The organism is Nocardia sp. NPDC050712, from assembly GCF_040654295.1.
Taxonomy (GTDB): Bacteria; Actinomycetota; Actinomycetes; order Mycobacteriales; family Mycobacteriaceae; genus Nocardia.
Window position 1 is genome coordinate 308,050 of sequence record NZ_JBFAHT010000005.1, and the last position, 26,224, is coordinate 334,273.

Annotated in this window: 30 protein-coding genes; 16 read left to right on the forward strand and 14 right to left on the reverse strand. The window is 66.9% G+C overall.

All coding sequences use genetic code 11. The annotated features are described in order from the left end of the window. Positions 1-180: 180 nt before the first annotated feature. The 6 genes from AB0H76_RS34100 (at position 181) to AB0H76_RS34125 (ending at position 4,943) form a co-directional block, all read left to right on the forward strand. Positions 181-525, forward strand: a complete 345-nt coding sequence (locus tag AB0H76_RS34100; RefSeq protein WP_357331189.1) for a hypothetical protein — start codon at positions 181-183, stop codon at positions 523-525. Positions 526-598: 73 nt separating this feature from the next. Then, the gene (locus AB0H76_RS34105; RefSeq protein WP_357331190.1) at positions 599-898 is read left to right on the forward strand and encodes a hypothetical protein; all 300 of its coding nucleotides are present in this window, start codon (positions 599-601) and stop codon (positions 896-898) included. A 68-nt stretch (positions 899-966) separates the two neighbouring features. Next, positions 967-1,569: an alpha/beta fold hydrolase gene (locus tag AB0H76_RS34110; RefSeq protein WP_357331191.1), complete on the forward strand. Its 603-nt coding sequence runs from the start codon at positions 967-969 to the stop codon at positions 1,567-1,569. A 199-nt stretch (positions 1,570-1,768) separates the two neighbouring features. Next, positions 1,769-2,605, forward strand: coding sequence for a ribosome recycling factor (locus AB0H76_RS34115; RefSeq protein WP_357331192.1), 837 nt, complete (start codon positions 1,769-1,771; stop codon positions 2,603-2,605). Positions 2,606-2,924: 319 nt separating this feature from the next. Next, the gene (locus tag AB0H76_RS34120; RefSeq protein ID WP_357331193.1) at positions 2,925-3,956 is read left to right on the forward strand and encodes a hypothetical protein; all 1,032 of its coding nucleotides are present in this window, start codon (positions 2,925-2,927) and stop codon (positions 3,954-3,956) included. Positions 3,957-4,052: 96 nt separating this feature from the next. Next, complete coding sequence (locus AB0H76_RS34125) at positions 4,053-4,943, forward strand: hypothetical protein (RefSeq protein ID WP_357331194.1); 891 nt, start codon at positions 4,053-4,055, stop codon at positions 4,941-4,943. 1 nt (position 4,944) lies between these two features. On the opposite strand, the gene aat is transcribed toward AB0H76_RS34125, so the two are convergent. The 3 genes from aat to AB0H76_RS34140 form a co-directional block, all read right to left on the reverse strand. Continuing rightward, positions 4,945-5,682 carry a leucyl/phenylalanyl-tRNA--protein transferase gene (gene aat, locus AB0H76_RS34130; protein WP_357331195.1) on the reverse strand — a complete coding sequence of 246 codons (738 nt, stop codon included), beginning with the start codon at positions 5,680-5,682 and terminating at the stop codon, positions 4,945-4,947. A 95-nt stretch (positions 5,683-5,777) separates the two neighbouring features. Beyond that, the gene (locus AB0H76_RS34135; RefSeq protein ID WP_357331196.1) at positions 5,778-7,667 is read right to left on the reverse strand and encodes a serine/threonine-protein kinase; all 1,890 of its coding nucleotides are present in this window, start codon (positions 7,665-7,667) and stop codon (positions 5,778-5,780) included. A 111-nt stretch (positions 7,668-7,778) separates the two neighbouring features. Further along, positions 7,779-8,117 carry a DUF732 domain-containing protein gene (locus AB0H76_RS34140; protein ID WP_357331197.1) on the reverse strand — a complete coding sequence of 113 codons (339 nt, stop codon included), beginning with the start codon at positions 8,115-8,117 and terminating at the stop codon, positions 7,779-7,781. Positions 8,118-8,345: 228 nt separating this feature from the next. On the opposite strand from AB0H76_RS34140, the gene AB0H76_RS34145 reads away from it, so the two are divergent. Beyond that, positions 8,346-8,636 (forward strand): hypothetical protein, encoded by a 291-nt coding sequence (locus AB0H76_RS34145; RefSeq protein WP_357331198.1) that lies wholly within the window; start codon positions 8,346-8,348, stop codon positions 8,634-8,636. Between the two features lie 116 nt (positions 8,637-8,752). Here AB0H76_RS34145 and AB0H76_RS34150 read toward each other — a convergent pair whose 3' ends face one another. After that, entirely contained in the window at positions 8,753-9,133 is a 381-nt protein-coding gene (locus tag AB0H76_RS34150; protein ID WP_357331199.1) for a helix-turn-helix domain-containing protein, read from the reverse strand. Positions 9,134-9,228: 95 nt separating this feature from the next. Between AB0H76_RS34150 and AB0H76_RS34155 the strand changes: the two genes are divergently transcribed. Next, complete coding sequence (locus tag AB0H76_RS34155; RefSeq protein WP_357331200.1) at positions 9,229-9,636, forward strand: RidA family protein; 408 nt, start codon at positions 9,229-9,231, stop codon at positions 9,634-9,636. A gap of 24 nt (positions 9,637-9,660) precedes the next feature. Here AB0H76_RS34155 and AB0H76_RS34160 read toward each other — a convergent pair whose 3' ends face one another. Together AB0H76_RS34160 and AB0H76_RS34165 are read right to left on the reverse strand one after the other, a co-directional pair. Continuing rightward, positions 9,661-10,797 carry an LLM class flavin-dependent oxidoreductase gene (locus AB0H76_RS34160; RefSeq protein WP_357331201.1) on the reverse strand — a complete coding sequence of 379 codons (1,137 nt, stop codon included), beginning with the start codon at positions 10,795-10,797 and terminating at the stop codon, positions 9,661-9,663. Positions 10,798-11,001: 204 nt separating this feature from the next. Beyond that, entirely contained in the window at positions 11,002-11,469 is a 468-nt protein-coding gene (locus tag AB0H76_RS34165) for an NUDIX domain-containing protein (RefSeq protein ID WP_357331202.1), read from the reverse strand. A 119-nt stretch (positions 11,470-11,588) separates the two neighbouring features. Between AB0H76_RS34165 and AB0H76_RS34170 the strand changes: the two genes are divergently transcribed. Together AB0H76_RS34170 and AB0H76_RS34175 are read left to right on the forward strand one after the other, a co-directional pair. Beyond that, complete coding sequence (locus tag AB0H76_RS34170) at positions 11,589-12,065, forward strand: DUF1772 domain-containing protein (RefSeq protein WP_357331203.1); 477 nt, start codon at positions 11,589-11,591, stop codon at positions 12,063-12,065. A gap of 33 nt (positions 12,066-12,098) precedes the next feature. Further along, positions 12,099-12,497, forward strand: a complete 399-nt coding sequence (locus tag AB0H76_RS34175) for a PPOX class F420-dependent oxidoreductase (protein ID WP_357331204.1) — start codon at positions 12,099-12,101, stop codon at positions 12,495-12,497. Between the two features lie 36 nt (positions 12,498-12,533). On the opposite strand, the gene AB0H76_RS34180 is transcribed toward AB0H76_RS34175, so the two are convergent. Further along, complete coding sequence (locus tag AB0H76_RS34180; RefSeq protein ID WP_357331205.1) at positions 12,534-12,941, reverse strand: hypothetical protein; 408 nt, start codon at positions 12,939-12,941, stop codon at positions 12,534-12,536. A gap of 127 nt (positions 12,942-13,068) precedes the next feature. Here AB0H76_RS34180 and AB0H76_RS34185 point away from each other — a divergent pair, with 127 nt between their 5' ends. Beyond that, positions 13,069-14,880 (forward strand): hypothetical protein, encoded by a 1,812-nt coding sequence (locus AB0H76_RS34185; protein WP_357331206.1) that lies wholly within the window; start codon positions 13,069-13,071, stop codon positions 14,878-14,880. Between the two features lie 51 nt (positions 14,881-14,931). Next, positions 14,932-15,738 (forward strand): adenylate/guanylate cyclase domain-containing protein, encoded by an 807-nt coding sequence (locus AB0H76_RS34190; protein WP_357331207.1) that lies wholly within the window; start codon positions 14,932-14,934, stop codon positions 15,736-15,738. Between the two features lie 297 nt (positions 15,739-16,035). Here AB0H76_RS34190 and AB0H76_RS34195 read toward each other — a convergent pair whose 3' ends face one another. Together AB0H76_RS34195 and AB0H76_RS34200 are read right to left on the reverse strand one after the other, a co-directional pair. After that, a complete protein-coding gene (locus AB0H76_RS34195) occupies positions 16,036-17,313 on the reverse strand; it encodes a DoxX family protein (RefSeq protein ID WP_357331208.1) in 1,278 nt (425 codons plus the stop codon). Continuing rightward, entirely contained in the window at positions 17,310-17,888 is a 579-nt protein-coding gene (locus AB0H76_RS34200) for a M15 family metallopeptidase (protein WP_357331209.1), read from the reverse strand. The genes AB0H76_RS34195 and AB0H76_RS34200 overlap by 4 nt, the downstream gene beginning before the upstream one ends. A gap of 89 nt (positions 17,889-17,977) precedes the next feature. Between AB0H76_RS34200 and vanR-Sc the strand changes: the two genes are divergently transcribed. Both vanR-Sc and AB0H76_RS34210 read left to right on the forward strand, forming a co-directional pair. Further along, positions 17,978-18,649 (forward strand): VanSc-type vancomycin resistance response regulator transcription factor VanR, encoded by a 672-nt coding sequence (vanR-Sc, locus tag AB0H76_RS34205; protein ID WP_357331210.1) that lies wholly within the window; start codon positions 17,978-17,980, stop codon positions 18,647-18,649. 16 nt (positions 18,650-18,665) lie between these two features. Continuing rightward, a complete protein-coding gene (locus tag AB0H76_RS34210) occupies positions 18,666-19,721 on the forward strand; it encodes a HAMP domain-containing sensor histidine kinase (RefSeq protein WP_357331469.1) in 1,056 nt (351 codons plus the stop codon). 33 nt (positions 19,722-19,754) lie between these two features. On the opposite strand, the gene AB0H76_RS34215 is transcribed toward AB0H76_RS34210, so the two are convergent. Continuing rightward, positions 19,755-20,141 (reverse strand): MerR family transcriptional regulator, encoded by a 387-nt coding sequence (locus tag AB0H76_RS34215; RefSeq protein WP_357331211.1) that lies wholly within the window; start codon positions 20,139-20,141, stop codon positions 19,755-19,757. Positions 20,142-20,229: 88 nt separating this feature from the next. On the opposite strand from AB0H76_RS34215, the gene AB0H76_RS34220 reads away from it, so the two are divergent. Further along, positions 20,230-21,705, forward strand: coding sequence for an MFS transporter (locus AB0H76_RS34220; RefSeq protein WP_357331212.1), 1,476 nt, complete (start codon positions 20,230-20,232; stop codon positions 21,703-21,705). A gap of 26 nt (positions 21,706-21,731) precedes the next feature. Here the strand turns inward: AB0H76_RS34220 and AB0H76_RS34225 are convergent, their stop codons facing one another. From AB0H76_RS34225 to AB0H76_RS34235, 3 genes are read right to left on the reverse strand one after another with little or no spacing between them, the layout of a single operon-like run. Further along, positions 21,732-22,229 (reverse strand): carboxymuconolactone decarboxylase family protein, encoded by a 498-nt coding sequence (locus AB0H76_RS34225; RefSeq protein WP_357331213.1) that lies wholly within the window; start codon positions 22,227-22,229, stop codon positions 21,732-21,734. 30 nt (positions 22,230-22,259) lie between these two features. After that, positions 22,260-22,652 (reverse strand): DoxX family protein, encoded by a 393-nt coding sequence (locus tag AB0H76_RS34230; RefSeq protein ID WP_357331214.1) that lies wholly within the window; start codon positions 22,650-22,652, stop codon positions 22,260-22,262. A 23-nt stretch (positions 22,653-22,675) separates the two neighbouring features. Next, the gene (locus AB0H76_RS34235) at positions 22,676-23,848 is read right to left on the reverse strand and encodes a serine hydrolase domain-containing protein (protein ID WP_357331215.1); all 1,173 of its coding nucleotides are present in this window, start codon (positions 23,846-23,848) and stop codon (positions 22,676-22,678) included. Between the two features lie 173 nt (positions 23,849-24,021). Between AB0H76_RS34235 and AB0H76_RS34240 the strand changes: the two genes are divergently transcribed. Then, positions 24,022-24,909 carry a sigma-70 family RNA polymerase sigma factor gene (locus tag AB0H76_RS34240; protein WP_357331216.1) on the forward strand — a complete coding sequence of 296 codons (888 nt, stop codon included), beginning with the start codon at positions 24,022-24,024 and terminating at the stop codon, positions 24,907-24,909. A 21-nt stretch (positions 24,910-24,930) separates the two neighbouring features. Here the strand turns inward: AB0H76_RS34240 and AB0H76_RS34245 are convergent, their stop codons facing one another. Then, complete coding sequence (locus AB0H76_RS34245) at positions 24,931-26,142, reverse strand: pyridoxal phosphate-dependent aminotransferase (protein WP_357331217.1); 1,212 nt, start codon at positions 26,140-26,142, stop codon at positions 24,931-24,933. Between the last annotated feature and the right edge of the window lie 82 nt (positions 26,143-26,224).

Sequence of the window (26,224 nt, forward strand, 5' to 3'; positions counted from 1 at the left end):
CGCGCTGCCCGCATGCCCTCGATTGTGGTGGCACGGCAACTTCGGCGAGCGAGGCGGCGATGTCGCAAAGGTCGATCTGGCCGGCGCTGCCAAGTCGGCGTGCTGCTAGCTTGAGCCGACGACGGGTTTGGGGGCCTCCGCGTCGATGTTCGTTCGGCCCCCTGCGGGAGGACCGAAAGAATGAACACAGTGGTTCGTCGTGCCGGTATGGCATTGACAGCGTGCGCCGTAATGGGCGTATTCGCCGTGGCAGGTAGTCAAGTGGCGTCGGCCGAGGTGCGTGGCCAGGAATTCACGGGCCCGAATGCTCAGCGGAACTGCGAGAATGCCAAAGCGCTCGTCCAGGTGAAGCCGGGCGACGTCGTGAAGTGCGAGCGCACCCACATCGCGGGCGGCCCCGCGATTCCGTACGACACCTACCAGATCATCGTGACGAGCGCCGAAGAGCGCAAGGGCCGGGAAGACTTCATGAACGACCTCGCGCGGAAGATCCTGTCCGGCAGTGGCGGCGCTCCCGCCCAGTAGTCGAGCATGACACGTAAGCGGTTCTGCCTTGCGGAGGAACCGCTTACGTGGCTCTAACCGTAAAGTGGCGCCCGTGTCCGTGAACATTCATCTTTCGATGTATATCGAGAAGCTGTCCACCCCGGCCGAAGCCGATGCTGTCGAGGCCGCGGTGCAGCAGGTGCTGAAGGACCACGGGATCGAATCGTGGATGTACGTCGGCGCTTTTCACAACCCGCCATGGGTCAAAGTGGCCAGTGAGCACGGGCCGATCATCATCCGGGGCTTCGCGGAATGGAGCGAAACCTTCGAGCGGGATATCACCGGAGCCATCCGCGACATCGCGCCCGGCGCGGACATCGATCTGGAGTGGGGCTTTCCGGACGAACGGTGAACTACGCGCACCGAATGGCGCGCGTCACAGGTACCAAACCGGACCGGTCCGCTCATCGAAATCCAGGTATGCGTCCAGATCGCAATCCCGCGCCCCAGGGACGCGTGCTCGTCCTCCCCGGCGGCAAGGTGCACAGCCGGCAACCCTCGCGCCCCTGGCAACTCGCGAGGATCAGAACCGGCCTCTTGGCGCGGTCGCTACAACGCGATCTCGGCCCGGACTATCGGATCCAGCAGATCCGCTATCGATTTCGCGGCTGGAACGCGCCGAGTTCGGACGCGCTGGACGACGCCGATCAAGCCTTGCGCACACTTGTCGCCCGCGAGGGTGAGCGCACGACCTATCTGGTCGGCCACTCGATGGGGGCCCGAGTCTGCGCCCATCTGGCCGCCCGGCACGACATCGCCGGCATCGTGGCCCTGGCCCCCTGGTGGCCCGAGAACGACGCCGACCGCATTCCATCGCACTGCCGGCTGCTGGTCCTGCACGGCACCGCCGACCGCTGGACCGATCCGCAATCCTCGCGCCGCCAAGTCGACGTCGCCCGAGCGCGGGGGCTCGACGCCACCTGGGAAGCCGTCCCCGGCGCCGGCCACTTCATGCTGAGCCGGCCGCGGATCTGGCATCGACGAGCCGCCGACTTCATCGCGGACCCCCCACGAGCCGCCTGATTCCTCGAACTGATCACCCATTCCGGGAATCAACTCCGAGACCTAGGGAAATCGAAGGTTCCCGTCGATGCCGACAGCGCGACGACTCCGCCACGACGTCCCGGACTCGCGCTACGCTGCTGTTGGGCGGGTGAAAGATCATGGGAAACAGTGTCACTCGCTACCACCCTGTCCCCATGCCGAGGTAGCGAGGTCACACATGATCAACGATGTGCACAAGGATGCCGTCCTGCGTACGGACGAGCCCTACGCCGCGTTTTCGAGTGCGATGTCGGAATTGCTGGGAACGGGGCCGCTCGACCACATTCTCGTGGACTATTTCGGGTCGAGAAAGCCGCTGCCGAAAGTGGCGCACGTGAGCACCCAGGGCCCGACCTCCTCGGTCGCTGCCTTCGATAGTGTGCACAGCGACGCGATTCGGCTGGCCATTGAGCTGGCCGGATTCCAGGTGCGTGTCTCGGGAAAGATGATCAGAGTCGCTGCGCCACGGCCGAACCCGGAAGAATTGATCGCGGTAATCGACGAGCAGGCCGAACAGGCGCGGGCCCGGGTCCGCGATGTGCACAGCGAACTCAACGATCAATGCCGTACGCAATTGGCCGAGGGGGCCTTCAGCGAGGACGAGGCGAGACACACCGGGTCTGTGATCCAACGCTTCACCGAGGAGGCTCTCGGCCACATCGAGAGCGCTGTGACGCTGTACAAGGCCATGGTCTCGGGGCAATATCCGGTGCCACCGGATGACACCGCGGACTTGGAACTGCTCCGGTTCGGCCGCACCTACGACGGCTATGCCGCATTCGACGACGACCCGATCGAACTCGGCCGGGCGGTTCGGCAGGCGCGGCAGTCCTGGGAGCGGGCCGGTGAGCTGCCGAACGATCTAGAACTGTTGCGTACGTGCCTGTTTCTGGAAGTGAAGGAACATCGCCATCGCGGCGACGGCTCGGCATTGAACTCGCATCCGTACCTGCGAGCCCTGGTTACCCGGATCCGGGAGATCTCGGGTGGAAGTGTGCCGTGGAGTGGTCTGTAATCGCGATTACTGGTGATCGGCTCGCCGCCCACAGTACGCATCGCGACCGGCCGGTTCCTCAATGGCGCTATTATCTCGACAGTTGTTCTGGTCCAACCGAATTGAGCGTGCCACACTTGAACGAGGCAATGCCGCACGGTGCGGACAACAGGGGTTTCGCCAGAACGTCGGATGCGCGGTAAGCCGATTTTGGTCGGAGAATTCGCTCGGGCCATAGTTACTCGAGGTGGGCTGCCGCATGCTGAAATGGACGAGGGCGAATCTGGACGTTCCCGGTGTGGGAAACATCGGAGCGCCGAATTCCGAATACCAGCAGCTGTTGACGGCGCTGGACCTCTACGAGGTCTCCAGCAAGGCCGATGCGGACGATCAGAGCTTGGTGCCGGTCCTTCGCCAGGTCCGCGAACGGGCGCAGCAGCAACTCACCCAGCATCCGGCTGAAGAGCGCAACGCCGCCGTGACCAAGGTGCGCGACGACGCGCACACCGAGACCGGCCGGGTGCTGCTCGCGGCCGTGCATCGGGCCGACCGCGTCATGACAGGCGACCCGAATTTCCAGCACGCCGACGCGATACTGCTTGCCGCGGAAGCCTATCTGCGGGAATTCGCCAAGACCGCCGATGCGGCGACCGTGGTGGAAATCCGTGACCGGATCATCGAACACAAGATGACCCACGCCATGCTCTTGAACGACGCGAGCACGGTGGAATGCAACCTGGTCGCGGACAAGTGGTACTACAACAAGCCGAGGAGTGCCGTTCCCGCGGACATAAACTGCGGCCTGTGCACCGCGGCGGCCGTAATCACCGCTGTCACCGGCAGTTTCGTGACCACGGCCGACGTGGTCCGCAAGATACACCCGGCCCCGCAACTGGGCGATGCGGCAAAGACCGGGCTCGCCGGCCGCGACTACGCCAAGGTCTACCAGCACCCCGAAACGTTCGTGAGCTTCGGCCGCAACCTCCAGGGCGGCAGCAGCATGGCCGATCTCACGAAGACCGTGGCCGTGAATGTCAAAGCGGCCGACGGCATCAAGAGTGTGGCGCAGCAGTTCGGCGTGACCGCGCAGGGTCCGCAATCGGCCGCGCAGCCGTACGCGCAGGCGGTGCAGGAGATGCTGCAACCGAAGTACGACGGTTGCGTCTTCGCGGTCCTCGTCGCCTCGGCCGGGCACTGGAACTTCGCGCGCCGCACGCCCGACGGCCTGGTGTTCGTCGACTACCAGACCGACCGGCCCGGGAAACAGGGGCCGCAAATCGGAACCACCCCGCAACTGGGCGTGAAAGACACTGCCGCTGAACGAGATCTGGGGGACCGGCAGAACGCCAGCTTCCTCGCCTTCAGCCTGTAGCCGCCGATGGCCGGCGGAAATACAGGAGCGCGGCGCCTCGCCGTCGTCGTACGATAGCGAGTTCGTCTGTTTCACAGTGAGTCTCGGGGTGGGGCCATGAATTCGACACCAGTACCAGCGGAGTTGCGCATTCGATACAAGGCGCCGGACGGGTACTTATGGGGGTGGGTAACGAGTGTGCTCGGGCTGTCGGTCTTCAGCGCGCTGGTCTTCTGCGGCCTCTACTTCCTGCTGCAGGTGCACTGGTGGTCGCTGCTGGGCCTGCTGCCGATGTTGATCGTCGCCTTCGGTGTCGCCGAGTTCGTCCAAAACCTTACCCGCGCAACGATGTATCGGGCTACCACCACCGAGCTAGTCATGTCCTGGCGCTGGCGCCGGAACTGGTCGGAGATCGAGTGGATGTCGATCGGCGGGAAGTACAGCACCGAGTACCGCGTGGGCCTGCGCAACGGCAAGAGCAAGGGCTTCATACTCGTCGGCGGCTACGACGTGCAGTGGTGGGAGTTCTTCGACTACATCGGCAAGGTGGCCCCGCACGTCCGCTTCATCGACCGCCGCGACCACGACCGGGCCTGGCGTCAGCAGCACCTGGGCCCGAACGCCACCGCCCAATCGACCGGCAAACCGCAGCGCATTCCCCAGTTCCTCGGCTCGATCGGGTTGCTCGCCCTGATCTTCGGCGGCCTGCTCTTCGCCGTCTGGAACTTCGCCGAACCCGGCCGCGCCATGTGCGACGACCAGGTGATGTCACCGGGCGACAAATGTGTCTCCCTGAACGGCGGCGCCAGCACGACCTACGCCGAACAACTCGCCATCAGCAGCCGTCAGCACGACAACGCTCCGATCGCGCTATCCGTCGCGGTCGGCGGTGGTGTTCTGTTCGTCGGCTCGGTGATCGTCCTGCTCGCCGGCGGGGGCAAGGAAGAGGAAGACGAAGACCCCGACCTGCCCCCGATCACCGCGTACCACGCCGTCGACCGAGGCTAGTTCAAGCCGGTAAATGGTTGGGGGAGTGCGGAACTGGGATTTCGAACTGCCAGGGGCCGGCGAGGCCGGGGCGAGCGGCGGCCGGGGTGTGCAGGTGCAGGTAGTCCGCACGGGGGACGTCGATGGCGCCGAGGGAAGTGAGGTGGCTGGAGCTGACCTGGCAGTCGATGAGGGCGAAATCCCAGGCGGTCAGTTGCGCGCAGAGCCAATACAGCGCGACCTTGGAGGTGTCGCGGGCGTGAGAGAACATGGACTCGCCCGCGAAGGAGCGGCCGCGCGCGACGCCGTAGAGGCCGCCGACAAGCTCGCCGTCGCGCCATACTTCGACCGAGTGCGCATGACCGAGTTGGTGCAGGCGCTGGTAGGCGGCCAGCATGTCGGAGCCGATCCAGGTTCCGTTCTCGCTGGCGCGCGGTCCGGCGCAATTCGCCATCACCTCGCCGAAGGCGCGATCCATGGTCACCGCGTAGTCGGCAGTGGTGACAGATCGGCGATGCGACTTGGTCACCCGCAGGTCGGTCGGCACCAGAATGCTGCGCGGATCCGGGCAGTACCAGTGGATCGTTTCGCCGGGGTTGTACCAGGGAAAGATGCCCGCGGAATAGGCCGTCAACAGCCGCTCCGGCGACAGATCCCCGCCGAAAGCGATCAGCCCCGACGGATCCGCCAGCTCGACAGGTGGGAAAGGCTGGTCCGGTTCGGCCAGATACATCCGCATCAGGTCGGTAGCGTCGGTCACCGGACAGACATTACCGATCTAGGTGAGCGGTTTCGGGCTGCGACGACGAGGCGGGCGGTGATCAGCAGATTGCCGCCTTGGTTCAGCGAGCCGAGCTATTCGGGCAGCGTCAGCGTCCACATCGTCACACCGAAGTCTCCGCCGGCCGCGAGCAGGGTGCCATCGGGGCTTGCTGCTACAGATCTACGACCGAGTTCCTTGACCGCCGGCCCTATCGGCTTCCACGTGCGTGTGTCCCACAGTCGCATCTTGTCCCCGACGGCCACGAGTGCACTGCCATCGGGGCTGAAAGTCGCCGCGCGATACGAAGACGAGCGACTGTCCTCTAAATACTCCACTTCCGTAGCGGTGATGTCTGGTGCTCGTCCATCAAGTCGCCACAGCTGAAGGTCGTAACCTGCCACAACAGCTAGCGTTTCGCCGTCGGGGCTGAATGCGAGGGAAAGAACCGCCGCGCGATGCCCGAGAGGGAGCCCGACCGGCCGTCGAGTCTTGACATCCCACAATCGAACCGTCTGGTCGTCACCGCCTGTCGCCAGCAGGGTGCTGTTCGGCTTGAAGGCAATCGCGCGCACTCTGTCACTATGGCCGGTCAGCCGGCCGGCAGGCTGACCCGTACTGGGGCTCCACAGGCGCACGGCGTGGCCCGTCCCGGCACCTCTGCCGCCCGTGGCGAGTAGTGCGCCGTCCGGACTGAAAGCCGCCACCTCCTGGTCGTTGTCGTCGCCGGCGAGAGTGGCTCCGATCGGCCCCCTGTCGCTGGTTCTGGTTACCGGCGCGCCCGAATTCTCCAGTGCGACATAGGCGCCGTCGGAACTCCAGGCGAGCACCGGGTGGCTGAATTCGTCGGTGATCCTTCTGGTCCGGACGTCCCAGATGCGTTTGTAGCCGGCGACCTGGGTACCGTCCCGGTTGAACGAGCAGTGCGTCACCATGATTGGAGTGTCGAGGACATTTCGGTAGGTGAACGGTGCGGTCGGTGTCGCAGGTTGCGTAGCGGAGTTCGGCGACGAAAGGTTGTCACGAAGTAGGAAAGGGATCGCGGCACCCACGGTCGCGATCGGTGCGAGCACGCCCGCACCGATCAGTAGTTGCCTGCGGCCGACCTGCTGCGGACTCGTGGTCTGCCGGGCCCGCACGGTCGAAGCATGCTGTGAGCGAGCCAGTTCCGACACCTGCGCAGCGAGTTCGCCGCAGCGGGCGAAACGGTCATCCGGGCGCTTGGCCAGAGCGCGGGCGATCACCTTGTCGAGTCCGCCTGGGAGGTCGGGCCGCGCCCCCGTGCAGCGCGGCGGCTCGGCTGTGAGATGCGCCGCGACCATCGTCGACTGTTCGGCATATTTGAACGGTGTACAGCCGGTGAGTAATTCATATAGCGAGCAGCCCAGCGAATAGACATCGGCACGCTGATCGGCAGCCAGGCCAAGGAAGCGCTCGGGAGCGGTGTAAGCGAAACTGGCCATGATGCCCGACATCGTGACTGTGTGATCGACCGCGCGCGCAATCCCGAAATCGGTGACCAATGCTCGCTCCCGGCCGTCGGCGCCGACTTCGACAAGCATGTTGGCGGGCTTCACATCCCGGTGCAGCACGCCCGCCCTGTGCGCGTAATCGAGGCCTGCCGCTATATCGCTGATCAACTGCGCCGCTCGTGTCAAGGCCAGGGGTCCCTGTTGGCGGAGCAGAACCGAAGCATCTTGTCCGGCAACGTACTTCATCGCGATCCACAGGCGCGGCTCATCCGGTCTGCTGTGGTCGTACACGGGCACGATGTTCGGATGGTCCAGGCTGGCCGCCAGCGTCGCTTCCCGTGCGAAGTTGCGTCGCATCTTCGCATCGGTATCGGACAGCTCCTCCAGGATCTTCAGTGCTACCTGCCGATCCATCCGAGGATGGCGGGCCAGATAGACCGCTCCCATTCCGCCGGCCCCCAACAGCCGGTCGACGACATACCCTCCGACCACCGTTCCCGAAGCCAGCCTCACACATTCCTCCTGCCCCGGCACCAGCGACAGGTCAGTCTTTCAACCATCGGGTGGAGTGTCCAGCCGCCGGCCTGCCATTCGGACGTGGGCTCTTTCGGAGGCGGCTCCTGATCAGGAGGCGAAGTTCGGGCACAGGTTGGTCGAGGCCGCGCTGACGAACAACGTGCCCTGGGTGAAGTGGTAGTTCTGCTCGACCGCGGAGATCTCGTCGAGGACCGATGCGCCGGCGCGCAAGTGATCACAGGCGACATAGCCCGCGGTGATCATCTCGGCCGTCGACTTCCCGGGCAGGGTGGCGTTGTTCACGCTGATCTCGTCGACGAAGGAGGCTTCGGCGGTGCTGGTGTCGGCGGTTGCGGTGGCACTGCCTACCAGGGCGGCTCCCAGTGTCATCATCGTCGCGGCGGAGGCAATTGCGAAGGTGCGGAAGCTGTTTCGGTTGATCGCCATGGTGTCGTCCTCGGGTTGGAGTGCCGTTGCTGTGGTAGCACCAACGATCCCGCAGCGGAGATCGTTGAAGAACCCACCCCAGGGCTGATACCCACCACCCCCGCCGATCACTGGAGGAGCACGCCGGTGAGTTGCCGTGTGCCCGAGGCTATGTGGGCGCTCGCGGCTGCTGATAATCTCCGTCCAGCCCGCGATCGGCGGGAGTGAGTGTGGTGGGGGGGATGGCCGATGCGGGCTGTGTTCTGGGTGCTGTTCGGTGTGGTGGTCGCGATCGGCGGCTTCGCGAACGGGGTGGACAAACTGACCGAGACCCGGGTGTCGTGTGGGTATCAGCAGATGGGGCGCGGCGACAGCTGCCAGGCGGACGACGGCTCCTCGGTGCGTGTGCGCAGCTACGCCGAGCAGCGGTCGGCCAATCAGGGCGAGGGTTTGATCTCGCTGGTTGTCGGTTTCGCCGCGGTGGTCGGGTGTCTGATCTATCTGATCATCGTGATCGGACGGCGACTCGAGACCGACTAGACGGCGGTCCCTGGATGTCGGTGGCATTGCGATGTCAGCCGCTGGTCGGTCTCACTTTCGCGCGTCAGATCAACGCTCGCGGGGCTGCGGCAGAACAGCGTGGGTCGGCAGTTCCCTCAGGCGTCGAAGCGGTGCCGGGCGGCTTCGATGTCACCCAGGTAGTGCTGAGTCCAGTCGCACATCCTCTCGACCGTTGCGCGTAGTGCCTGGCCCGGCTCGGTGAGGGTGTACTCGACGCGCGGCGGCACGGTGGGATGGACTACCCGCTCGACCAGGCCGTTGCGTTCGAGCATCCGCAGGTTCTGGGTCAGCATCTTGTGGCTGATCCCTTGGACCTCGGTGCGGACTTCGGTGAAGCGCAGGGTGCCTTCGCCGAGTGCCTCGATGATCAACAGCGCCCATTTGCTGGCGACGTCGGAGAAGACCTCGCGCGCCAGTGAATCGACGCGGCCGATGTCGGCTTCCGGGTTCGGGCCGCTGAACTGCTTGGTCACCATCTAGTTCCCCAGTCACTGAAAAGTGCGTTCTTCCATGTCACCGGACACTCTCCTATGGTTCCTGAGTAACTACAAGAGACCACGAGGAGATCGTCATGGCTATTACCTCGATCTATCCCGGCGGATTGCCCGAGATCGACGTGTACCGACAGGTATCGATCGCCTCCGGGGCCAAGCTGGTCTCCATCGCCGGACAGGTCGCCTGGGACGCCGAAGGAGTCACCGTCGGCGTCGGTGACCTCGCCGCACAGGTCGAGCAGTGCTACCTCAACATCGGCACCGCGCTGAGCGCGGTGGGCGGTCGCTTCGACGACGTGGCCAAAATGACTGTCTATGTTGTCGATTGGACTCCGGACAAGATGCCGGCCCTGCTGGACGGGATAGCGCGGGCAGGCGCCAAACTCGGGGTGACCCCGATCCCGCCGGCCACGCTGCTGGGCGTCGCCGCACTCGATGTCCCCGAGCATCTGGTCGAGATCGAGGCCACCGCCGTCCTCGACTGATCGAGTCGCGTTGGAGACCCGCCCTCACCCCACCGCGAGCGGACCCGGCTTCCGTTTCTTCAACCTGCTGATCAACCGCCGCTGTTCCCGGAGTCCGGCCGCGGCCAGCGTCGGTTTGACCGCGGAGGCGAAGGCGTAGAAGAGGATGTGATTGAGGCCGGCGTCGAGGTAGGGGTCCAGCCAGCGCTCGACGTCGGTGGCGGTGCCGGAGGGCATCAGGGCGCGCACCAGTTCGGGGGTGACGTGCTTGCTGTATTCGGCGAATTGCTCGCCTTCGAAGACGGCGGGATCCACGTGGGTGTAGCCGGGGTTGTCCGCGCCGAGGGGGTGAGTCGCGCCGGCGGCGGTCCAGCTGGCTCCCGGCATGACCAGCGCCATGGCCCGGATGAAGGGGGCGCGGCACAGTTCGTCGAGGACGCGCTGGTCGGGGGCCAGCAGTGGGGCCAGCAAGACGCTGCGGTGCAAGGTTTCCGGGTCGCGGCCGGAGTCTCGGGCGCCGCGCGCGAAGTGGGTCGCGGCGGTGTGCCAGGAGGTGGTGGTGTCGTTGAGGATGAACATCCAGCCGTCGCCGAGTTGGCCGGCGATCCGGCACGCGCGCGGGCCCTGTGCGGCCACCCACACCGGGGGAGTCGTGCCGTTGAGGGGCGGCAGGCCGAATCTGGCCTCGCGCCAATCGTGGAACGGCCCGGTGTGCGTGAGGAGTTCGTCGGGGGAGGACCAGGCGGCGCGCAGCGCGGTCAAGGAGTCGGCGAGGCGGCCGGCGCGCGGCTCGAGCGTCAGGCCGTAGGGGACGGTGTTCTCGTATTCGCCCGACCCGATCCCCAGCACGACCTTGCCGCGCGACAGATGATGCAACGACATCCACGCCCGCGCCAGATCGGCCGGACTGCGCCGGACCACGTCGGTGACCGCGACGCCCATCATCGGCCCGCGAGGGCGCGCCCACCGGGCCAGGGCGATTGTCGGATCCAAGTACGCGTCCAGCGAGGAAACGTAGCGCGCCATCGGTGAGAACCGGACGTTCCACGCGGCAGCGGGAAAGGCGGATTTGGTGTGGTCGGAAAACCAGATGTCGTCGACGCCCAGCAAACTCGCGGTTCGCATGTTCATCTTGATCGCCCACACGGGAGCGACGGGCTCGATCAGGGACCCGATCCGCACCCCCTCGTCCTGGGGCCGAACCTTGTACGGACTTTCACGCCGGTCCATCGCCCACCCCCGAGAGGTAGTAATCGTCCTCGATTTATAGCAAGGAGCTAGGACTCCTGACCCGGAAATGGGGTGAACACGACGCCCGGTCCGGCAGGTCGGGCCCTGCCGCGAACCTGCGGGGACGCAGGAGAATTCACGACCGGGGAAATCCGGTCAGTGCTGGATCAGGCCGCCGACCGGAATCGTGGCGATATGCCCGGAGGGCGGAAGAGTCCGGGCCAGTGCCAATCCGGTATCGACGAGCGAAGATCGGCGCAAAGCGGCGACGTCGGAGATCGGGGTCCAGGTCGGATCGATGGTCGCACCGTCGGGTTCGGCCCGAAGCCGGCCACCCGCCACGCGGACTCGATAGAAGACGCCGACATTCTGGTGCTCGACGCCGGCGTAGGCGACCGCCGCGGGAATCACTCGTGAATCCACGCCGAGCAGGCTCTCGACGACCCCGCGGTAACCGGTTTCCTCGGCCAGCTCACGAGTCACCGCATCGAAGGGATCCTCGGCGTGCTCGACTTTGCCGCCGGGCAGGGTCCAGGTGGTCTCGCCGGTGTGCGCGACATGGCAGGCGAGCAGCACCCGCCCCTGCTCGATGCATACGGCATAGGCCGCCAGTCTGAAGCTCATCCGAACCCTCCGAACTTGCACGGTGATCTGAAATCTAGCATCGCTAGACAAGCTAGCGACCCAATGTTATCGTTGCTCCAGTTCCTAGCGCCGCTAGATTTTCCAGAAAGAGAAGCCACATGCTCATCGTCGCCGGCCAGATCATCGCCGCCATCGCCATTCTCGCCAATGCCGTCGTCTATGGCACCGATGTCTGCGGGGCCGTGATCATGCGGTCGGTGTACCGCAAGCTCGATGACGCGACCGTCACCACGAGTGCGGGGTGGGGGCACTACTACGGCGACAAGCGCATGCCGGTGGTCGGTGTGGGCGGTGTGGTCACCGCGGTGCTCACGCTGCTGATCGCGCTGGTGGCCGGGCAGGTCGGCGCGGCGGTCGCGGCGGGGATCACGGTGGTGGCGCTGCTCACCTGGCTGGCCTTCTACGTCCGCGTCGCCAAGCCGATCAACACCCAGCAGACCGCCGCCGCGCAGAGCGGCATCATTCCGGCCAATGCCCGTGCGCTGCAGGACAAGTGGGACAGCATCCTGAAGTACCGGGTCACCCTGCAGTTCATCGCCATCGCCGGACTGTGCGCCACGCTGATCCTGTTCTGAACCTGATATCGAAATCACCGAGGAGTAATCGACATGACCTTCACCAGCAACGAGCAGCAGTTCCTCGCCGAGGCCGGCATCGGCCGGCTGGCCACGGTGTCACCCGACGGCGTGGTGCAGAACAACCCGACCAGCTACCGGGTGAACGCCGACGGCACCATCGACATCGGCGGCATGGCGATGCGCGGCAGCCGCAAGTACCGCAATGTCGAGGCGGGCAGCCGGGTGTCCTTCGTCATCGATCAGCAGGTTTCCTTCGAGCCCTACGTGATTCGCGGCGTCGAGGTGCGCGGCACGGCCGAGGCGCTCGACGACGAGGAGCCGCCGTTCCCGCCCCAGGAACGCGCGATCATCCGAATTCGCCCCGAGCGGGTCATCTCCTGGGGCATCGACGGCGGGTCCTTCGACTTCACCAGTCGCGGCGCGGAGTAGCCCGGCAGCGCGAACACGCCCGCACGAGCCGCAGCCTCAGGACGAGGCCGCGGCTCGTCGTGCGTCCATGTAGTCGGCGGTTCCGATCGTCGTGTAATCCATTGTGTAACTCCACATCGCGAACAGCTGCTGATCCGCGCGCTCGTAGGTTTTGCCGAAGCCGTTGTCCAAGACCTCGTTCCACTCCAGCCCTTGGGAGTAGTGGTCGAACAGGCGGGTATTACGTTCGGCGGCAGCGGCTTCGGAGTCGGCCGGCGTCTGGAAGATCACCTCGTGCAACTCCGCGTACCAGTAGGTGAGAAGCACCCGGCCGCCGGGGACGCGCAGGCACAGGACGAACGAGTCCGGGATCTCGGTTTCGTCGGTCCACCACTCGACATCCGCGGTTTCGTCCAGCGCGTCCGGAGAGGTCATCAAGTCGAACAGCGGTAGGTCCTGCGTCATGACGAACCGCACCCCCGGCCTTGGGAAAACACGCGCCAACTGTAGCTGGCGGCGGCGCGCCCGCGGCACCGCGCCCACCGGCCGGAGATCCGCGCTGTGCGAGCCGCCGAGGCTACGGTAAAAAGCCATGGACACCGCAGTGGTCGCCCCAACCGTGCCCATCCGTGCCTCCCCGCCGGAGCCGGCCGTCCCGGACGCGCGGCCGGTCGTCGTCGCGGCCGTCTGCTTGATTCTGGGGCAGCTGGCGATTCGCGGCTGGGTCGCCGGGAGCGGCTATTTCTACTGGGACGACCTCATTCTGAGCGGCCGGGCCGCCAGTTACCCGCTGTGGTCGGCCGACCTCCTGCTCTACGACCACGACGGGCATTTCATGCCCATGGCATTCGTCACCGCCTGGCTGGTGACCGCGATCGCGCCGTTGCAGTGGGCGGGCCCGGTGGTGTCGATGCTGGTCCTGCAACTGGCGGCGTCGGTGGCGGTGGTGCGCATGCTGATCGTGCTGATGAGTGCGCGGCGGCTGCTCCTCGTCCCGCTCGTCTTCTATCTGTTCTGTCCGCTGACGCTGCCGGCGTTCGCGTGGTGGTCCGCCGCGCTGAACGCACTGCCGCTGCAGATCGCGCTCGCGTGGGTGATCGGCGATGTGGTGCTGTTGCTGCGCGGTGCCGGGCGCCGGCATGTCGTGTCGGCGCTGCTGGTGTTCGCCGCGGCGCTGTTGTTCTTCGAGAAGGCGGTGATCATTCCGCCGGTGGCGCTTGCCGTTGCGGCGCTTGCCCATTACCTCGCCGAGGGCCGGGTCGGCCGGCGCGAGATCTGGCGGCGGGGCGCGGGGTTGTGGGCCGGGTTCGCGGTCGTGCTGGTGTTCTGGTCGATCGGCTACCTGTCGGTCGTCGATGTTTCCGTCGAGCAGCACAGCGTGGGCGAACTGCGGGAGCTGCTGCCGCACGCGACATCGCTGGGCGTCGTCCCGGCGCTCTTCGGCGGACCGTGGATCTGGGAGCGCTGGATCCCGTCGACACCGTGGGCGGACCCACCGGGCTGGGCCGTGGCGGCCGCGTGGGTGGCGCTGGGTGTGGTTGCGGCACTGTCGATTTGCGGGCGGCGCCGGGTATGGGCGGTGTGGCTGGCGACCGCGGTGTACGTGCTGGTCGCCCAGTTGCCGGTCGCACTGGCCCGCAGCGGACCCAATACGGCGAGCGAAATCATGCAGTCCCTGCGCTATTTCGCCGATCTCGGCGTGGTGCTCGCGGCGGCGATGGGGTTGGCGCTGAGCGCCCCGGCGCGGCGCGGCATCCGGACCCGTTCGCGAACGGCGGTCGCCGTGCTGGCGCTGTTCGTGGTCAGCAGCCTGTGCACCACCTACACCTTCGTGCGGTCCTGGCGCGCCGACCCGACGCGCACCTACCTGACGAACGTCGAAGCGGCACTGGCCGAACACGACGAGGTGCCGCTACTCGAGCAGGAACTCCCGTGGGACGTCCTGAATCCGCTGGTGTATCCGGAGAATCTGGCCAGCCGGGCGCTGGCCGCCATCGCGCCGCCGGGCACCTTCGCCGAATCGACGCCGAAGCTCCGGATGATCACCGATTCCGGCGCCATCGTCGACGCCGGTGTGTGGTGGAACCGCAGCATCCTGGCCGGGCCGGAGCCGGACTGCGGCTACCGGATTCGCGGCGCCGGCCCGGTGGCGCTGCCGCTCGACGGCCCGATGCTCGAACACGAATGGACCGCGCAGCTCAACTACCTCGCGAACCGCGACGGCCGGATCACCCTCGCCTTCGAACACGGCAGGCCGGTCGAAGCTCCGGTCCGGCAGGGCTTGAACACTGTCTTCGTTCGGCTGGTCGGCAGCGGTCAGCAGCTTCGAATAGATACTCACACAACAGGTCTGACGCTTTGTGTGGGCGTTGGCCCGGTCGGTGTCGCGTCCTACGACAACTGAACCGCGGCACCGGCTAGAGTCGGACAACCACCTTCGACGACGGACCCGGTGATGATCGAACTCGTACTTGTGGCAGTCGCGGCACTCGAAGCCGTGGGTTTGGTCGTGCTGGCCGTCTGGCTGCGGCGCAGCCGGCAGGAGGTCGAGGAGCTCCAGCGCCGGGTCGATGCCCGGCAGATGCTGAAGCTGACCAGCCGGGAGGCGGTCAAGACCGTGTGGGATACCGCGAACATTTTGCGGAAGAAGGGGTTTCGCGGTGCGGTGCTCTCATCGATCGAGGATCTGGCCGGCTGGGCCCAGGTCGAACGGCCGGACCTGGCCCGGCTGACACCCGACGGGCACGTCGTGATCGCGTTCTCCGATATCGAAGGATCCACCGCCCTCAATGAACGCCTGGGTGATCGGGTCTGGGTCAAACTGCTCGGCCGTCACGACCGGCTGATCCGGAAACTCGTCGCCGAGCACGGCGGGCATATCGTGAAGAGCCAGGGCGACGGCTTCATGATCGCCTTCGCCGAGCCCGAGCAGGCGGTGCGGTGCAGCCTGGATGTGCAGCACGCGCTCGGCAACGGCGCCGCACTCGCCGGCCGCGAGCCGATCCGCGTTCGCATCGGCATCCACATGGGCACCTCGGTGCGGCGCGGTGATGATCTGTTCGGCCGCAACGTAGCCATGGCGGCGCGCGTCGCCGGGCAGGCCGACGGTGGGGAAGTGCTGGTCAGCGCCGCCGTGTGGGAAGCGCTCGGCGCCGAGCGTGATCTCGCGGTGCGGGCCGAACGGGAAGTCGAGCTGAAGGGCCTGCACGGCACCCATCGTCTCTATGCGGTCGAACGGGTGCGTGCCGAGTCGGATCGCTGATGCTCGTAGCAGATTCCGTCGACGGTTGATCCGTCCGGCAGCGAGTGCGGCCACCGCCTCGGTCGCGTAGCCGGCTTGCCGGTGCCCAGGGCCGATCCACTACCCGAGCGTCCGTGTCGATGCGTTGTCGCCGGCCGGGTGCACGGTCGCGCCGCCGATCACGAGTGCGTCCGACCGGGACTCGAGCACGAGCAGCCCGGGCGTGGGTGCCAGCGCCGGAATGACGTTGTGGCGGAGGCGATGCGCCAGGTGGAAAGCATGGGCGCACACTATGCGATCCGCGGCCGCATCTCACGGCTAGCGGAAGTACGGGTAGTCCTGTACCCAGTGGAAGCCGCGGCTGCGCAGCACGAAGCTGTTCGGATCCACGCGGTCCAGGGTGATCGTCACCGGGCGGTCGTGCAGTGCTCCGCGGAGCAGGAGCCGGTCCGGGGTGGGGCGCTCGGCAGCCAGCGTCGCGAAGGGTGCCGGGTCGGTCGCCGCGGTGAGGTCCAGCCGTCCGCCGGGCCGGAAGTCGGCGCGCGCGGGGACCAGGTCGCCGTTCATCCGCTGGTAGGTCGCCTCCCTCGGGTCGTCGAAAACGAGCCGCTGCCAACGGGTCTCGTCGGTCGTCAGCGGAGGTATCGCTTGCCCGTCGAGGGTGAATTCGCGCACGTCCCAGATGCCGTACAGCTCGGACTTGGGGCTGCCGGCGCCGTGCTGGTCTTGCCAGACCACCCAGCGGTCGATACCGCTACCCAGCGCGATCCAGATGCCGAGGGCCACCGGCACCCACAGCGCGATGCGGTTGCGGCGCGGATCGGTGAACAGCGCGGGTTGCGTCAGTGGCTCGCACGCGCGTTGCCGCACGAACACATTCAGCAGCCGTCCGAGGTACGGGGCGAGCAGGACCAGGCTCATCAGCAGCAGGTTCGCGGCGAACAGCTTTTCCGGGATGTCGAAGGTCATGTTCAGCAGCAGGACCTGGGCCATGCTCGCCAGACTCACCACGGCGCCCAGTACCGCGGTCCGGGAAACGAACAGCAGCAGCCCCGCCACGACTTCGACCGCGCCGAGCGCCATTTCGTACGGATAGGAGCTGCCGACCTGCAGCCACAGCACCGAAGCCGGACTGAAATCGCCATACGGCTGCAACAGCCGTGCCAGCGTGGGTGCGGGCATCTGGGAGGGGATCAGCTTGGCGAATCCGAAGGACAGCATCTGCCCGCCCAGGCACAGCCGCAGGAACAGCGGGAACCACGCCGCCAGGCGCGGATGGGCGGCACGACGATCGAACACCGTCCACACCGTGGCGGCGACGACCGCGGCAACCAGGATGCAGAGCACCAGCACCCAGACCGCGGCCTGGTCGCCGACTCCGGAGTCCTGGTGCAAGACCGCGTCGACCCCGAAGAAGGTCCGGCCCACCCAGCCGGTGAGGGGGTCGGTCAGGATGACCACCCACGGTCCGGCGGGTGTGCGGATCCAGCGGCCGAGAACGCCCAGCAGGGCGAACGGGATGAACGTCTGGAGCAGGCAGTACAGCCCGAAATAGACGACGCAGAACCGGAATACGAACAGTTGCGGGCGATTCATCGGTGCATCCTCGGGTCGTGGGTGGGGTCGGCGTACAGGGGCGGGCAGCCGTCCTGGGCGGCGTCGGGCCGAAGTTCGTAGTGCCAGGGCTCGTTGCGGTAGATCTGGCACAGCCCGTACCGGTCGCCGTGCCTGGACAGCCAGGCCGCCGCGTCGGTCGGTCCGATGTCGACCGCGTCACCGGACACGTGCGGGGACGTGTCGGGAGTAGCCACCCATCGCGCCGCCGCGGCCTCGGAGCCGTACTTCGTGATCGCCTCGCGGAGTAGTCGTTCCTGCTCGTCGGTGGAACGCCAGCCACTGTTGACGACGAACTCGACGCCGTCCGCCGCGGCGTCTTCGGCGGCTCGGCGCAAGGCGTCGAGCAAGTCGCCGCTGAGGTTGGCCACGGCCGGACTGTCGTCGTCGAAGACCGTCCGGTCAGGTCCGTGCCGGGTGTCGAGGTATCGGGCGGCCGAGGCGGCCAGGGCTGTCAGCGGCTGGAAACCGCGGACACCGATCAGTGCCGCGCTGAGGAGTACCAGGACGGTCAAGACGATCCATCGCCCGGTCGGTGCTGGTTTGCTGTAGGTCATGCCTTCAGTGAAGGCAGCGCGGTGTTGCCGGCGCGTATGCGCTTTTCGATACGCCCGCGATATGCCCCGATGGGGAGAATCGAGAGTCTATGCGTGTATTGATCGTCGAGGACGAACCCTATCTGGCCGAGGCCATCCGCGATGGCCTGCGCCTGCAAGCGATCGCCGCCGATATCGCCGGTGACGGCGACACGGCGTGGGAGTTGCTGAGCGTCAACGCCTATGACATCGCCGTCCTGGACCGGGACATCCCGGGTCCCTCCGGCGACGAGATCGCCGAACGGATCGTGGCCTCCGGCAGCGGCATGCCGATCCTGATGCTCACCGCCGCGGACCGGCTCGACGACAAGGCGAGCGGGTTCGGGCTCGGCGCCGACGACTACCTCACCAAACCGTTCGCGCTGCAAGAGTTGGTGCTCAGGCTCAGGGCACTCGATCGCCGCCGCGCGCACAGCAGGCCGCCCGTGCGGGAGATCGCGGGCCTGCGGCTGGATCCGTTTCGCCGCGAGGTCTACCGCGACGGCAACTACGTCGCGCTGACCCGGAAACAATTCGCGGTGCTCGAGGTCTTGGTCGCTGCCGAAGGCGGGCTCGTCAGCGCCGAGGAGCTGCTGGAACGGGCGTGGGACGAGAACGCCGACCCGTTCACCAACGCCGTGCGCATCACGGTCTCGGCGTTGCGCAAACGGCTCGGCGAGCCCTGGCTCATCGCCACGGTGCCCGGCGTCGGTTACCGCATCAGCGGAGACGGCCGTGGTTAGAGCGCCGGGTTTGAGCGTGCGTCTCAAACTCACCCTCAGCTACGCCGGGTTCCTCATGCTCGCAGGCACTTTGCTGCTGGCGGCCCTGGCGATCTTCTACCTCTACCTGATGCCTGCCGGTTGGATCGAGGTCAGCGGCAACTTCTGGATCGACCGCTCGGTGCTGCTGCGCGCGTTCGCCCCGTTCATCGGCGTGGTCCTGGGCTTCCTGCTGATCTTCGGTCTCGTCGGCGGGTGGCTGCTGGCCGGCCGCATGCTCGCCCCCCTGGCGCGTATCACCGACGCCACCCGTGCGGCCGCGAATGGTTCACTCTCGCACCGGATCCGGCTGCCCGGTCCACAGGACGAGTTCCGCGAACTCGCCGACGTCTTCGACACCATGCTCGCCCGGCTCGAAACGCACGTCGCCGAACAGCGGCGCTTCGCCGCCAACGCCTCCCATGAACTGCGCACCCCGCTGGCGATCACCCAGACGCTGCTCGAAGTGGCCCGCACCGATCCGCGCCGCGACACCGGCGAGCTGCTGGCCCTGCTGCACGCGGTCAACACCCGGGCGATCAACCTCACCGAAGCGCTGCTGCTGCTCAGCCGCGCCGAGCAGCGGGCCTTCGCCCGGGAACCGATCGATCTGTCTCTCCTCGCGGAGGAAGCCGCCGAAACATTGCTCCCACTCGCGGAGAAGCGCGGCCTCACCCTCGAGACCTCCGGCGAGATCACGCCTGCCCTCGGTTCGCACGCGCTCCTGCTGCAGCTGACCACGAACCTCGTGCAGAACGCGATCGTGCACAATCTGCCCGAAGCGGGTTCCGTGTGGGTCAGCACCAGCGCGCACCCCGACGCCGCGGTGCTCACTGTCGAGAACACAGGCGAAAAGCTTACTGCCCAGATGGTTTCCACCCTGGCCGAGCCGTTTCAGCGCGGCACCCAGCGCATCCGCACCGACCACGCGGGTGTCGGCCTCGGCCTGGCGATCGTCCAGAGCATCACCCGGGCGCACGGCGGAACCCTCACTCTCACCCCGCGCGCCGCCGGTGGTCTCCGCGTCACGGTTCGGCTGCCCGCCGGTTCATAACCGCGCGGCGATCGACCTCGGTCGCTGCGGATTTCAGTCGCTCGGCAAGCCGACCGCGCGCACCACCTCGGGTGGGGCCGTGGCGATGACGGTGTCGAGGGCTTGGCGGGCGATCTCGAGATCGCGGATGTTCGCGCTGAGGCGGTCGCGCTCGCGGAACAGGTCCACCAGGAGTTCGGGGCAGTCGGCGATGAGTTTGCCGTCGCCGGAGGACAGGCAGGGGAGCAGGTCGGCGATGGTGGTGGTGGACAGGCCCGCGGCGAGCAGGCTGCGGATGTGCAGCACGGTCTCGACATCGGATTCGCTGAATTCCCGGTACCCCGAGGGCTGCCGGTCCGGTTGCAGCAGCCCCTGCTCCTCGTAGTAGCGCAGCAGGCGCTGACTGACTCCCGTACGTCGCTGCAACGCCCCGATGCGCACTCGGCCTCCACCTCGACTTGACTCTCACATTGATGTGAAACTTTAGCATCGCGATATGTCCGCTCCGCACTCTCTCTCCGGCACTCGAATGCCGAAAACCGCTGCCGGGCCCCGTGAATGGGCCGGCCTCGCGGTGCTCGCCCTGCCCACGCTGTTGCTCGCGATGGACGTCACCGTCCTCTATCTGGCCGTACCGCACCTGACGGCCGACCTGCGGCCGAGCGGCATCGAACAACTCTGGATCGCCGACATCTACGGCTTCATGATCGCCGGTTTCCTGATCACCATGGGCACCGTCGGCGACCGCATCGGCCGGCGCAAACTGCTGATGCTCGGCGCGACCGCGTTCGCCGCGGCCTCGGTGCTCGCCGCGTTCGCCACCACCTCGCTGCTGTTGATCATCGCCCGTGCACTGCTCGGAATCGCGGGCGCGACCCTGATGCCCTCCACGCTCGCGTTGATCACCAACATGTTCCGCGAGGCCGGGCAGCGTGCGATGGCCATCGGTGTGTGGGCTACGTGCATGTCGGCGGGCATGGCGGTCGGCCCGATCATCGGCGGCGTGATGCTCGAATCATTCTGGTGGGGTTCGGTTTTCCTGCTCGCCGTGCCGGTGATGGCGCTGCTGCTCGGCACCGCGCCGGTACTGCTGCCCGAATATCGTGACACCGCCGCGGGCCGCGTCGACGTACCCAGTGTGCTGCTGAGCCTGGCGACCATTCTGCCGGTGGTCTTCGGCATCAAGAAGACGGCCGAGGCCGGGTTCGCCGTCCTGCCGGTCGCGGCTCTGGCGATCGGCGCCGGATTCGGCTTGTTGTTCGTGCGCAGGCAGCGGACGCTGGCGAATCCGCTGCTGGAACTGCGGCTGTTCGGCAATCCGGCGTTCCGCGCGGCCTTGCTGATTCTGCTGTTCGGCCTCGGAACCGTCGGTGGCAGTTACCTGTTCATCACCCAGTATCTGCAATCGGTGCGCGGGCTGACCCCGCTGGGAGCCGGTCTGTGGCTGCTGCCACCGGCGGGCGCGCTGATTCTGGCCTCGACGCTGACGCCGATCATCGCGCGCAAAGTGGAACCCAGGACCGTCGTCGCCGCCGCGTTGGCGCTCGCCACGCTCGGCTATCTGACCCTGGCCTTCGTCGACGCGGTCGGCGGGTTGCCGCTGCTGGTGTCGGGGTTCGTGCTGGTCTACGCCGGTATCAGTCCGCTGATGGTGCTCGGCACCGATCTCGTCATCGGGACCACGCCGCCGGAGAAGGCGGGCTCGGCGGCGGCGATGTCGGAGACCAGCATGGAATTCGGTGTCGCTACAGGCATTGCCGTCCTCGGGGTCGTCGGCACCGCGGTCTATCAGGCCGGGATGCCGGATGCCCCGGAGCCGGCGCGAGATTCGCTCGGGGGCGCCGCGCAGTACGGCGACGCGGTGCTGGGCGCGGCGCGCGCGGCGTTCACGAACGGACTCAACGTCACGGCTGTGGTCTGTGCGGTGGTCACGGCGGTGCTGGCCGTAGTGGCGCTGCGATCGCTAGATCCTTCGCTCACCAGCACGGGTTCTGGACATCCCTGAACCCGTGCTGGTGGACGATCATGTGGTCAGGACGGCACCGGCGTCCACTGTTCGGACTGCGGGCGGCCGGGTATCGGCTTGCCGATAAGGGCAAGCGGCACAAAGAAATTCACTTGCCCGATGACAATCGCCAGGGTAGCCAGGGCCGTGTGGTCGTAGTGCTCGGCGGCGTGCGCGTAGAGCTTTTCGGAGACTCGCTCGCCGTGCGATGCCGGTTGCAGGATCGCCTCGACCAAGGCCAGCGCGGCTCGTTCGGGTTCGGTGAAGCAGGGAGCGTCGCACCAAGTCGCGACCGCGGCGATGCGCTCTTCGGGGCAACCGGCGGCGCGCAGGTTGCCCGCGTGCAGGATGGCCAGGTAGGTGCTCCCGACGATCTGGCCCGCCCGCAATTGGACCAGGCCGATCGTGGTGCGCGGGACCGCTCCGTTGCCGGTGGCTTTGAACAGCGCCGCGCCGATCTCGCCGAGCGCCGGGACCAACTGTTGCGGGTTGGGAAGTCGCGAGCTGGTTGGGTTGATTGTCATGATGGCTTTCCTTGTCTTGTGCTGGAGTTTTCAGGCGGCACGGGGTACCGGCAGCCACGCCCGGGCGGCGAAGGTCGCGGCGGTGAAGAACACCGGCATGGCCCACTTGTCGGGGCCGTCGCCGACGGCCAGATGGGAAGCGGCGGCACCGCCGTACACGAAGACCAGTCCGGCGTAGGCCCACTCCTTCGTCACGGGGTGGCCGGGGGTCAGGATCGCGGCGAGCGCGGCGGTCTTGGCGACACCGAGGATGGTCGCGAAATACATCGGGTAGCCCAGATGGTCGAACGCGTCGCGGACATAGGAAATCCGGGCGAGATCCCAGTAGGCGCCGACCGCGGTCTCGGCCAGGACGGCGGTCACGGGCACCCAGCGTGCGAGCTTCGGACTGCGGGAACGCAGCGAGGTGGTGCGAAGGGACATGATGTTGCTCCTGAAGCGAATAGTCAGGCGGCCGAGGCGAAGTCGGCGGCCAGGGCGGCGCGATGCACCGCGGCGGCCAACCGGGCATTCTCGGGGGCGTTGAACGCGAACGCGGCGCGGCGGCGGGTATAGCCGTAGGCGAGGCCACTGTGCGGGTCGGCGAAGCCATCCGAGCCCGCCGAGCCGGTGTGCCCGAAAGCGTGCGCGCCCAGGAATGGGTACAGCAGGCCCTTGGCTTCGAATCCCAGGGCGTAGGGCGCGCGTTCGCCGCGCACCAGGTCGAAGCCGCCGGAGTGGATCGTCGAGACGGTGGCGATGGTTTCCAGCGACAGCAGCGGCTCCCGGCCGCCGATACCGGTGCTGGCGGCCGCGTACATCGCTGCCAGGCCGTTCGCGCTGCCGACACCGCCGACCGAACCCGGACCCCGGCGGCGCAGTGTGGTGTCGTTGGGCAGCGTCATGACGTCGGCGGCGGTGAAACCGCGCGCGTTGAGGTTGTAGGCGATACCCGCGATGCTCTGCGGGGCGGGCGAATTCGCGGCGAAGGCGGCCGCCGCGTCCGGGGTCGCTCGCCACGGCAGGATCGGCAGGTACCGGTGGTCGAGTTCGGCGGGCAACCCGAGGTAGACGTCCAATCCGTACGGGGCGCGGATGTGTTGCCCGAACAGCTGCTGGATGGTGCTACCGGTGACCGCGCGCACCACCTCGCCGACAATGGCGTAGGTCACGAACCCGCCGTAGCCGTGCACGCTGCGTGGCTCGAAGAACGGCCGTTGGCCCACCAGTCGTTCCGCGACGACGGATTCATCGGCCAGCTCGTCGACGGTGAAACCGCCGTCGACGCCGATGACCCCGGAGCGGTGCACCAGCACGTCGCGCACCGTGATCTGCTGCTTGCCCGCTGTGGCGAACCGCGGCCAGTAGTGGGCCACCGGCAGGTCGACATCGAGGATGCCGTCCTGGATCAGTAGCGCGACCACCAAACCGGCGGCGCCCTTGCTCGTCGAATGAAGACCGGTCAGCGTGCCGGCCGATACTTCGGGCCCAGCCCAGAGATTCACCACCGGGCGGCCTCGGACGTAAGCGGCCAGCTGCGCGCCCGACTCCCCGTCTTCCTCGGCGACGACGGCCGCGAATTCGGCCCGGACGCTCTCGAATCCGGCGGCGACAGTGCCCTGTATCTCGATCGTGTTCACGGTAGTTCCCTTCGGTCGCTGCTCCGGCGGAGCGTGTTCTGCTGCCCTGACGGATGGCAGGGGCAGAACGTGACCCTTCGTGGAAACAGCTGGTCCAGGGGTAGCCGACGCGCTGCGGTCACACTTCCGGGCTCCGGTTCGTCATCCATGCGGGACGAACTCGAGGAGGACCCGTGTACGAAGCGCAGTTGCTGGCCGAGCGGTTCGAAGAAGACCGCTTTCACCTGCGGGCGGTCGCCTATCGGATGCTGGGCTCATCGACCGAGGCCGAAGACGCGGTCCAGGAGGCGTGGCTGCGCTTGGCGCGGGCCGATACCAGCGACGTGGCGAACTTCGGCGGCTGGCTGACGACCGTCGTCGGCCGGGTCTGCCTGGATATGCTGCGGACACGCAAGGTCCGCAACGAGCAACCGCTGGAAATCGAGCATCTGCCGGATCCGGTGATCACGAGCGAAGCCGCAACCGACCCTGAACATGAAGCGCTGCTTGCGGATTCGGTGGGATCAGCGCTGCTGGTCGTCCTGGAATCGCTGAGCCCGGCCGAGCGGCTCGCCTTCGTTCTGCACGACATGTTCGCGCTGCCCTACGAACAGATCGCGCCCCTCATCGACCGCACCCCGCAGACCGCCAAGAAGCTGGCCAGCCAAGCGCGCCGCCGCGTGCAGGGCGGCGTCCCCGGCCCGGACGCGGACCACGCGCGCCGGCGCCGCGTCGTCGATGCCTTCCTCACTGCCGCGCGCGGCGGCGATTTCGGCGAACTACTCCGGTTGCTCGACCCCGATGTGGTGTTGCGCGCGGACGCCGGCGCCGCGATGCAGGTGATCCGCGGTGCTGCCGCGGTGGCCGGGCAGGCCGAAACCTTCCAGCGCATGGCCACCCGCTGCACCACCCACGCCGCCCTCGTCGACGGCGGCCCCGGCTTGGTCAACACCCTCGACGGTCACCTGTTCTCGATCATCGGCTTCACCGTCATCGATGACCGCATCAGCGCGATCGATATTCTCTCCGATCCCGAACGGCTCGCACACCTCGACCTGACCGCCGTACTCGGCGGGAGGTGAAGGTGCGTCCGGGCGGCCGCGCTACTGCCGGTAGGTGGCGAGGAATCGGCCGATGCGTTCGACGATCGCCTCGAGTTCGTCGGCGTAGGGCAGGGTGACGATCCGGAAGTGGTCGGGGCGTGGCCAATTGAAGCCGGTGCCCTGGACGATGTGCAGTTTCTCCTGGAGCAGTAGATCCAGGACGAACCGTTCGTCGTCCTTGATCGGGTACATGTCGAGATCGATGCGCGGGAAGGCGTAGAGCGCGCCTTTGGGTTTCACGCAGGAGATGCCGGGGATCGCGTTGAGCGCCTCCCAGGCGCGGTCGCGCTGTTCGCGCAGGCGTCCGCCGGGCATGCGCAGCTCGTCGATGCTCTGATGGCCGCCGAGGGCGGCCTGAATCGCCTGTTGCGCAGGCACATTGGCGCACAGACGCAGGCCGGCGAGCATGGTGAGGCCTTCGAGATAACTCTGGGCGTGCTGAATCGGGCCCGATACCACCAGCCAGCCCGACCGGAAGCCGGCGCAGCGGTAGGACTTCGACAGGCCGGAGAAGGTCAGGCAGAGCAGGTCCGGCGCGAGCGAGGCCGTGGCGGTGTGGGCGAGGTCGTCGTACAGGATCTTGTCGTAGATCTCGTCGGAGAACACGATCAGGTCGTGGCGGCGCGCGACCTCGAGGACCTCGCGCAGCACCTCCGGCGAATACACCGCCCCCGTCGGATTGTTCGGGTTGATGAGAACGATGGCGCGGGTGCGGTCGGTGATCTTGGCCTCGATGTCGGCGACATCGGGGAACCAGTCCGCGGCCTCGTCGCAGAGGTAGTGCACCGGCTTGCCGCCGTTGAGCGTGGTCGCCGCGGTCCACAGCGGGAAGTCCGGTGCCGGAATCAGCACTTCGTCGCCGTTTTCCAGCAGCGCCGTCATCGCCATCATGATCAGCTCGGACACCCCGTTGCCGAGGAAGACGTCCTCGACGTCCACACCCTCGACACCGAGGGTCTGGTAGTACTGCACGACCGCGCGCCGGGCCGAGAGCAACCCCTTCGACGACGAATAGCCGCTCGACAGCGGCAGATTCCGGACGATGTCCTGCAGGATCTCCGCTGGCGCTTCGAACCCGAACGGCTGCGGGTTGCCGGTGTTGAGCTTAACCACGTGGTGCCCTTCGGCCTCCAGCCGAGCCGCGTGCTCCGCGACCGGGCCGCGGATCTCGTAGGACACACCCGCCAACTTGCTCGACTGCCTGATCTGCATGAACGTCCCTTCTCGCGATGACCTCCGCACACTGTACTTGGAAATTCCAAGTAGTCACTTGGAATTTCCAAGTACAGTGTCG

Bases quoted from the DNA above. Each gene is read 5' to 3' on its own strand.
- AB0H76_RS34100 (WP_357331189.1), top strand. From the start codon at position 181: ATGAACACAGTGGTTCGTCGTGCCGGTATGGCATTGACAGCGTGCGCC.
- AB0H76_RS34110 (WP_357331191.1), top strand. From the start codon at position 967: ATGCGTCCAGATCGCAATCCCGCGCCCCAGGGACGCGTGCTCGTCCTC.
- AB0H76_RS34115 (WP_357331192.1), top strand. From the start codon at position 1,769: ATGATCAACGATGTGCACAAGGATGCCGTCCTGCGTACGGACGAGCCC.
- AB0H76_RS34125 (WP_357331194.1), top strand. From the start codon at position 4,053: ATGAATTCGACACCAGTACCAGCGGAGTTGCGCATTCGATACAAGGCG.
- AB0H76_RS34140 (WP_357331197.1), bottom strand. From the start codon at position 8,117: ATGGCGATCAACCGAAACAGCTTCCGCACCTTCGCAATTGCCTCCGCC.
- AB0H76_RS34145 (WP_357331198.1), top strand. From the start codon at position 8,346: ATGCGGGCTGTGTTCTGGGTGCTGTTCGGTGTGGTGGTCGCGATCGGC.
- AB0H76_RS34150 (WP_357331199.1), bottom strand. From the start codon at position 9,133: ATGGTGACCAAGCAGTTCAGCGGCCCGAACCCGGAAGCCGACATCGGC.
- AB0H76_RS34155 (WP_357331200.1), top strand. From the start codon at position 9,229: ATGGCTATTACCTCGATCTATCCCGGCGGATTGCCCGAGATCGACGTG.
- AB0H76_RS34165 (WP_357331202.1), bottom strand. From the start codon at position 11,469: ATGAGCTTCAGACTGGCGGCCTATGCCGTATGCATCGAGCAGGGGCGG.
- AB0H76_RS34170 (WP_357331203.1), top strand. From the start codon at position 11,589: ATGCTCATCGTCGCCGGCCAGATCATCGCCGCCATCGCCATTCTCGCC.
- AB0H76_RS34175 (WP_357331204.1), top strand. From the start codon at position 12,099: ATGACCTTCACCAGCAACGAGCAGCAGTTCCTCGCCGAGGCCGGCATC.
- AB0H76_RS34180 (WP_357331205.1), bottom strand. From the start codon at position 12,941: ATGACGCAGGACCTACCGCTGTTCGACTTGATGACCTCTCCGGACGCG.
- AB0H76_RS34185 (WP_357331206.1), top strand. From the start codon at position 13,069: ATGGACACCGCAGTGGTCGCCCCAACCGTGCCCATCCGTGCCTCCCCG.
- AB0H76_RS34190 (WP_357331207.1), top strand. From the start codon at position 14,932: ATGATCGAACTCGTACTTGTGGCAGTCGCGGCACTCGAAGCCGTGGGT.
- AB0H76_RS34195 (WP_357331208.1), bottom strand. From the start codon at position 17,313: ATGAATCGCCCGCAACTGTTCGTATTCCGGTTCTGCGTCGTCTATTTC.
- AB0H76_RS34200 (WP_357331209.1), bottom strand. From the start codon at position 17,888: ATGACCTACAGCAAACCAGCACCGACCGGGCGATGGATCGTCTTGACC.
- vanR-Sc (WP_357331210.1), top strand. From the start codon at position 17,978: ATGCGTGTATTGATCGTCGAGGACGAACCCTATCTGGCCGAGGCCATC.
- AB0H76_RS34220 (WP_357331212.1), top strand. From the start codon at position 20,230: ATGCCGAAAACCGCTGCCGGGCCCCGTGAATGGGCCGGCCTCGCGGTG.
- AB0H76_RS34225 (WP_357331213.1), bottom strand. From the start codon at position 22,229: ATGACAATCAACCCAACCAGCTCGCGACTTCCCAACCCGCAACAGTTG.
- AB0H76_RS34230 (WP_357331214.1), bottom strand. From the start codon at position 22,652: ATGTCCCTTCGCACCACCTCGCTGCGTTCCCGCAGTCCGAAGCTCGCA.
- AB0H76_RS34245 (WP_357331217.1), bottom strand. From the start codon at position 26,142: ATGCAGATCAGGCAGTCGAGCAAGTTGGCGGGTGTGTCCTACGAGATC.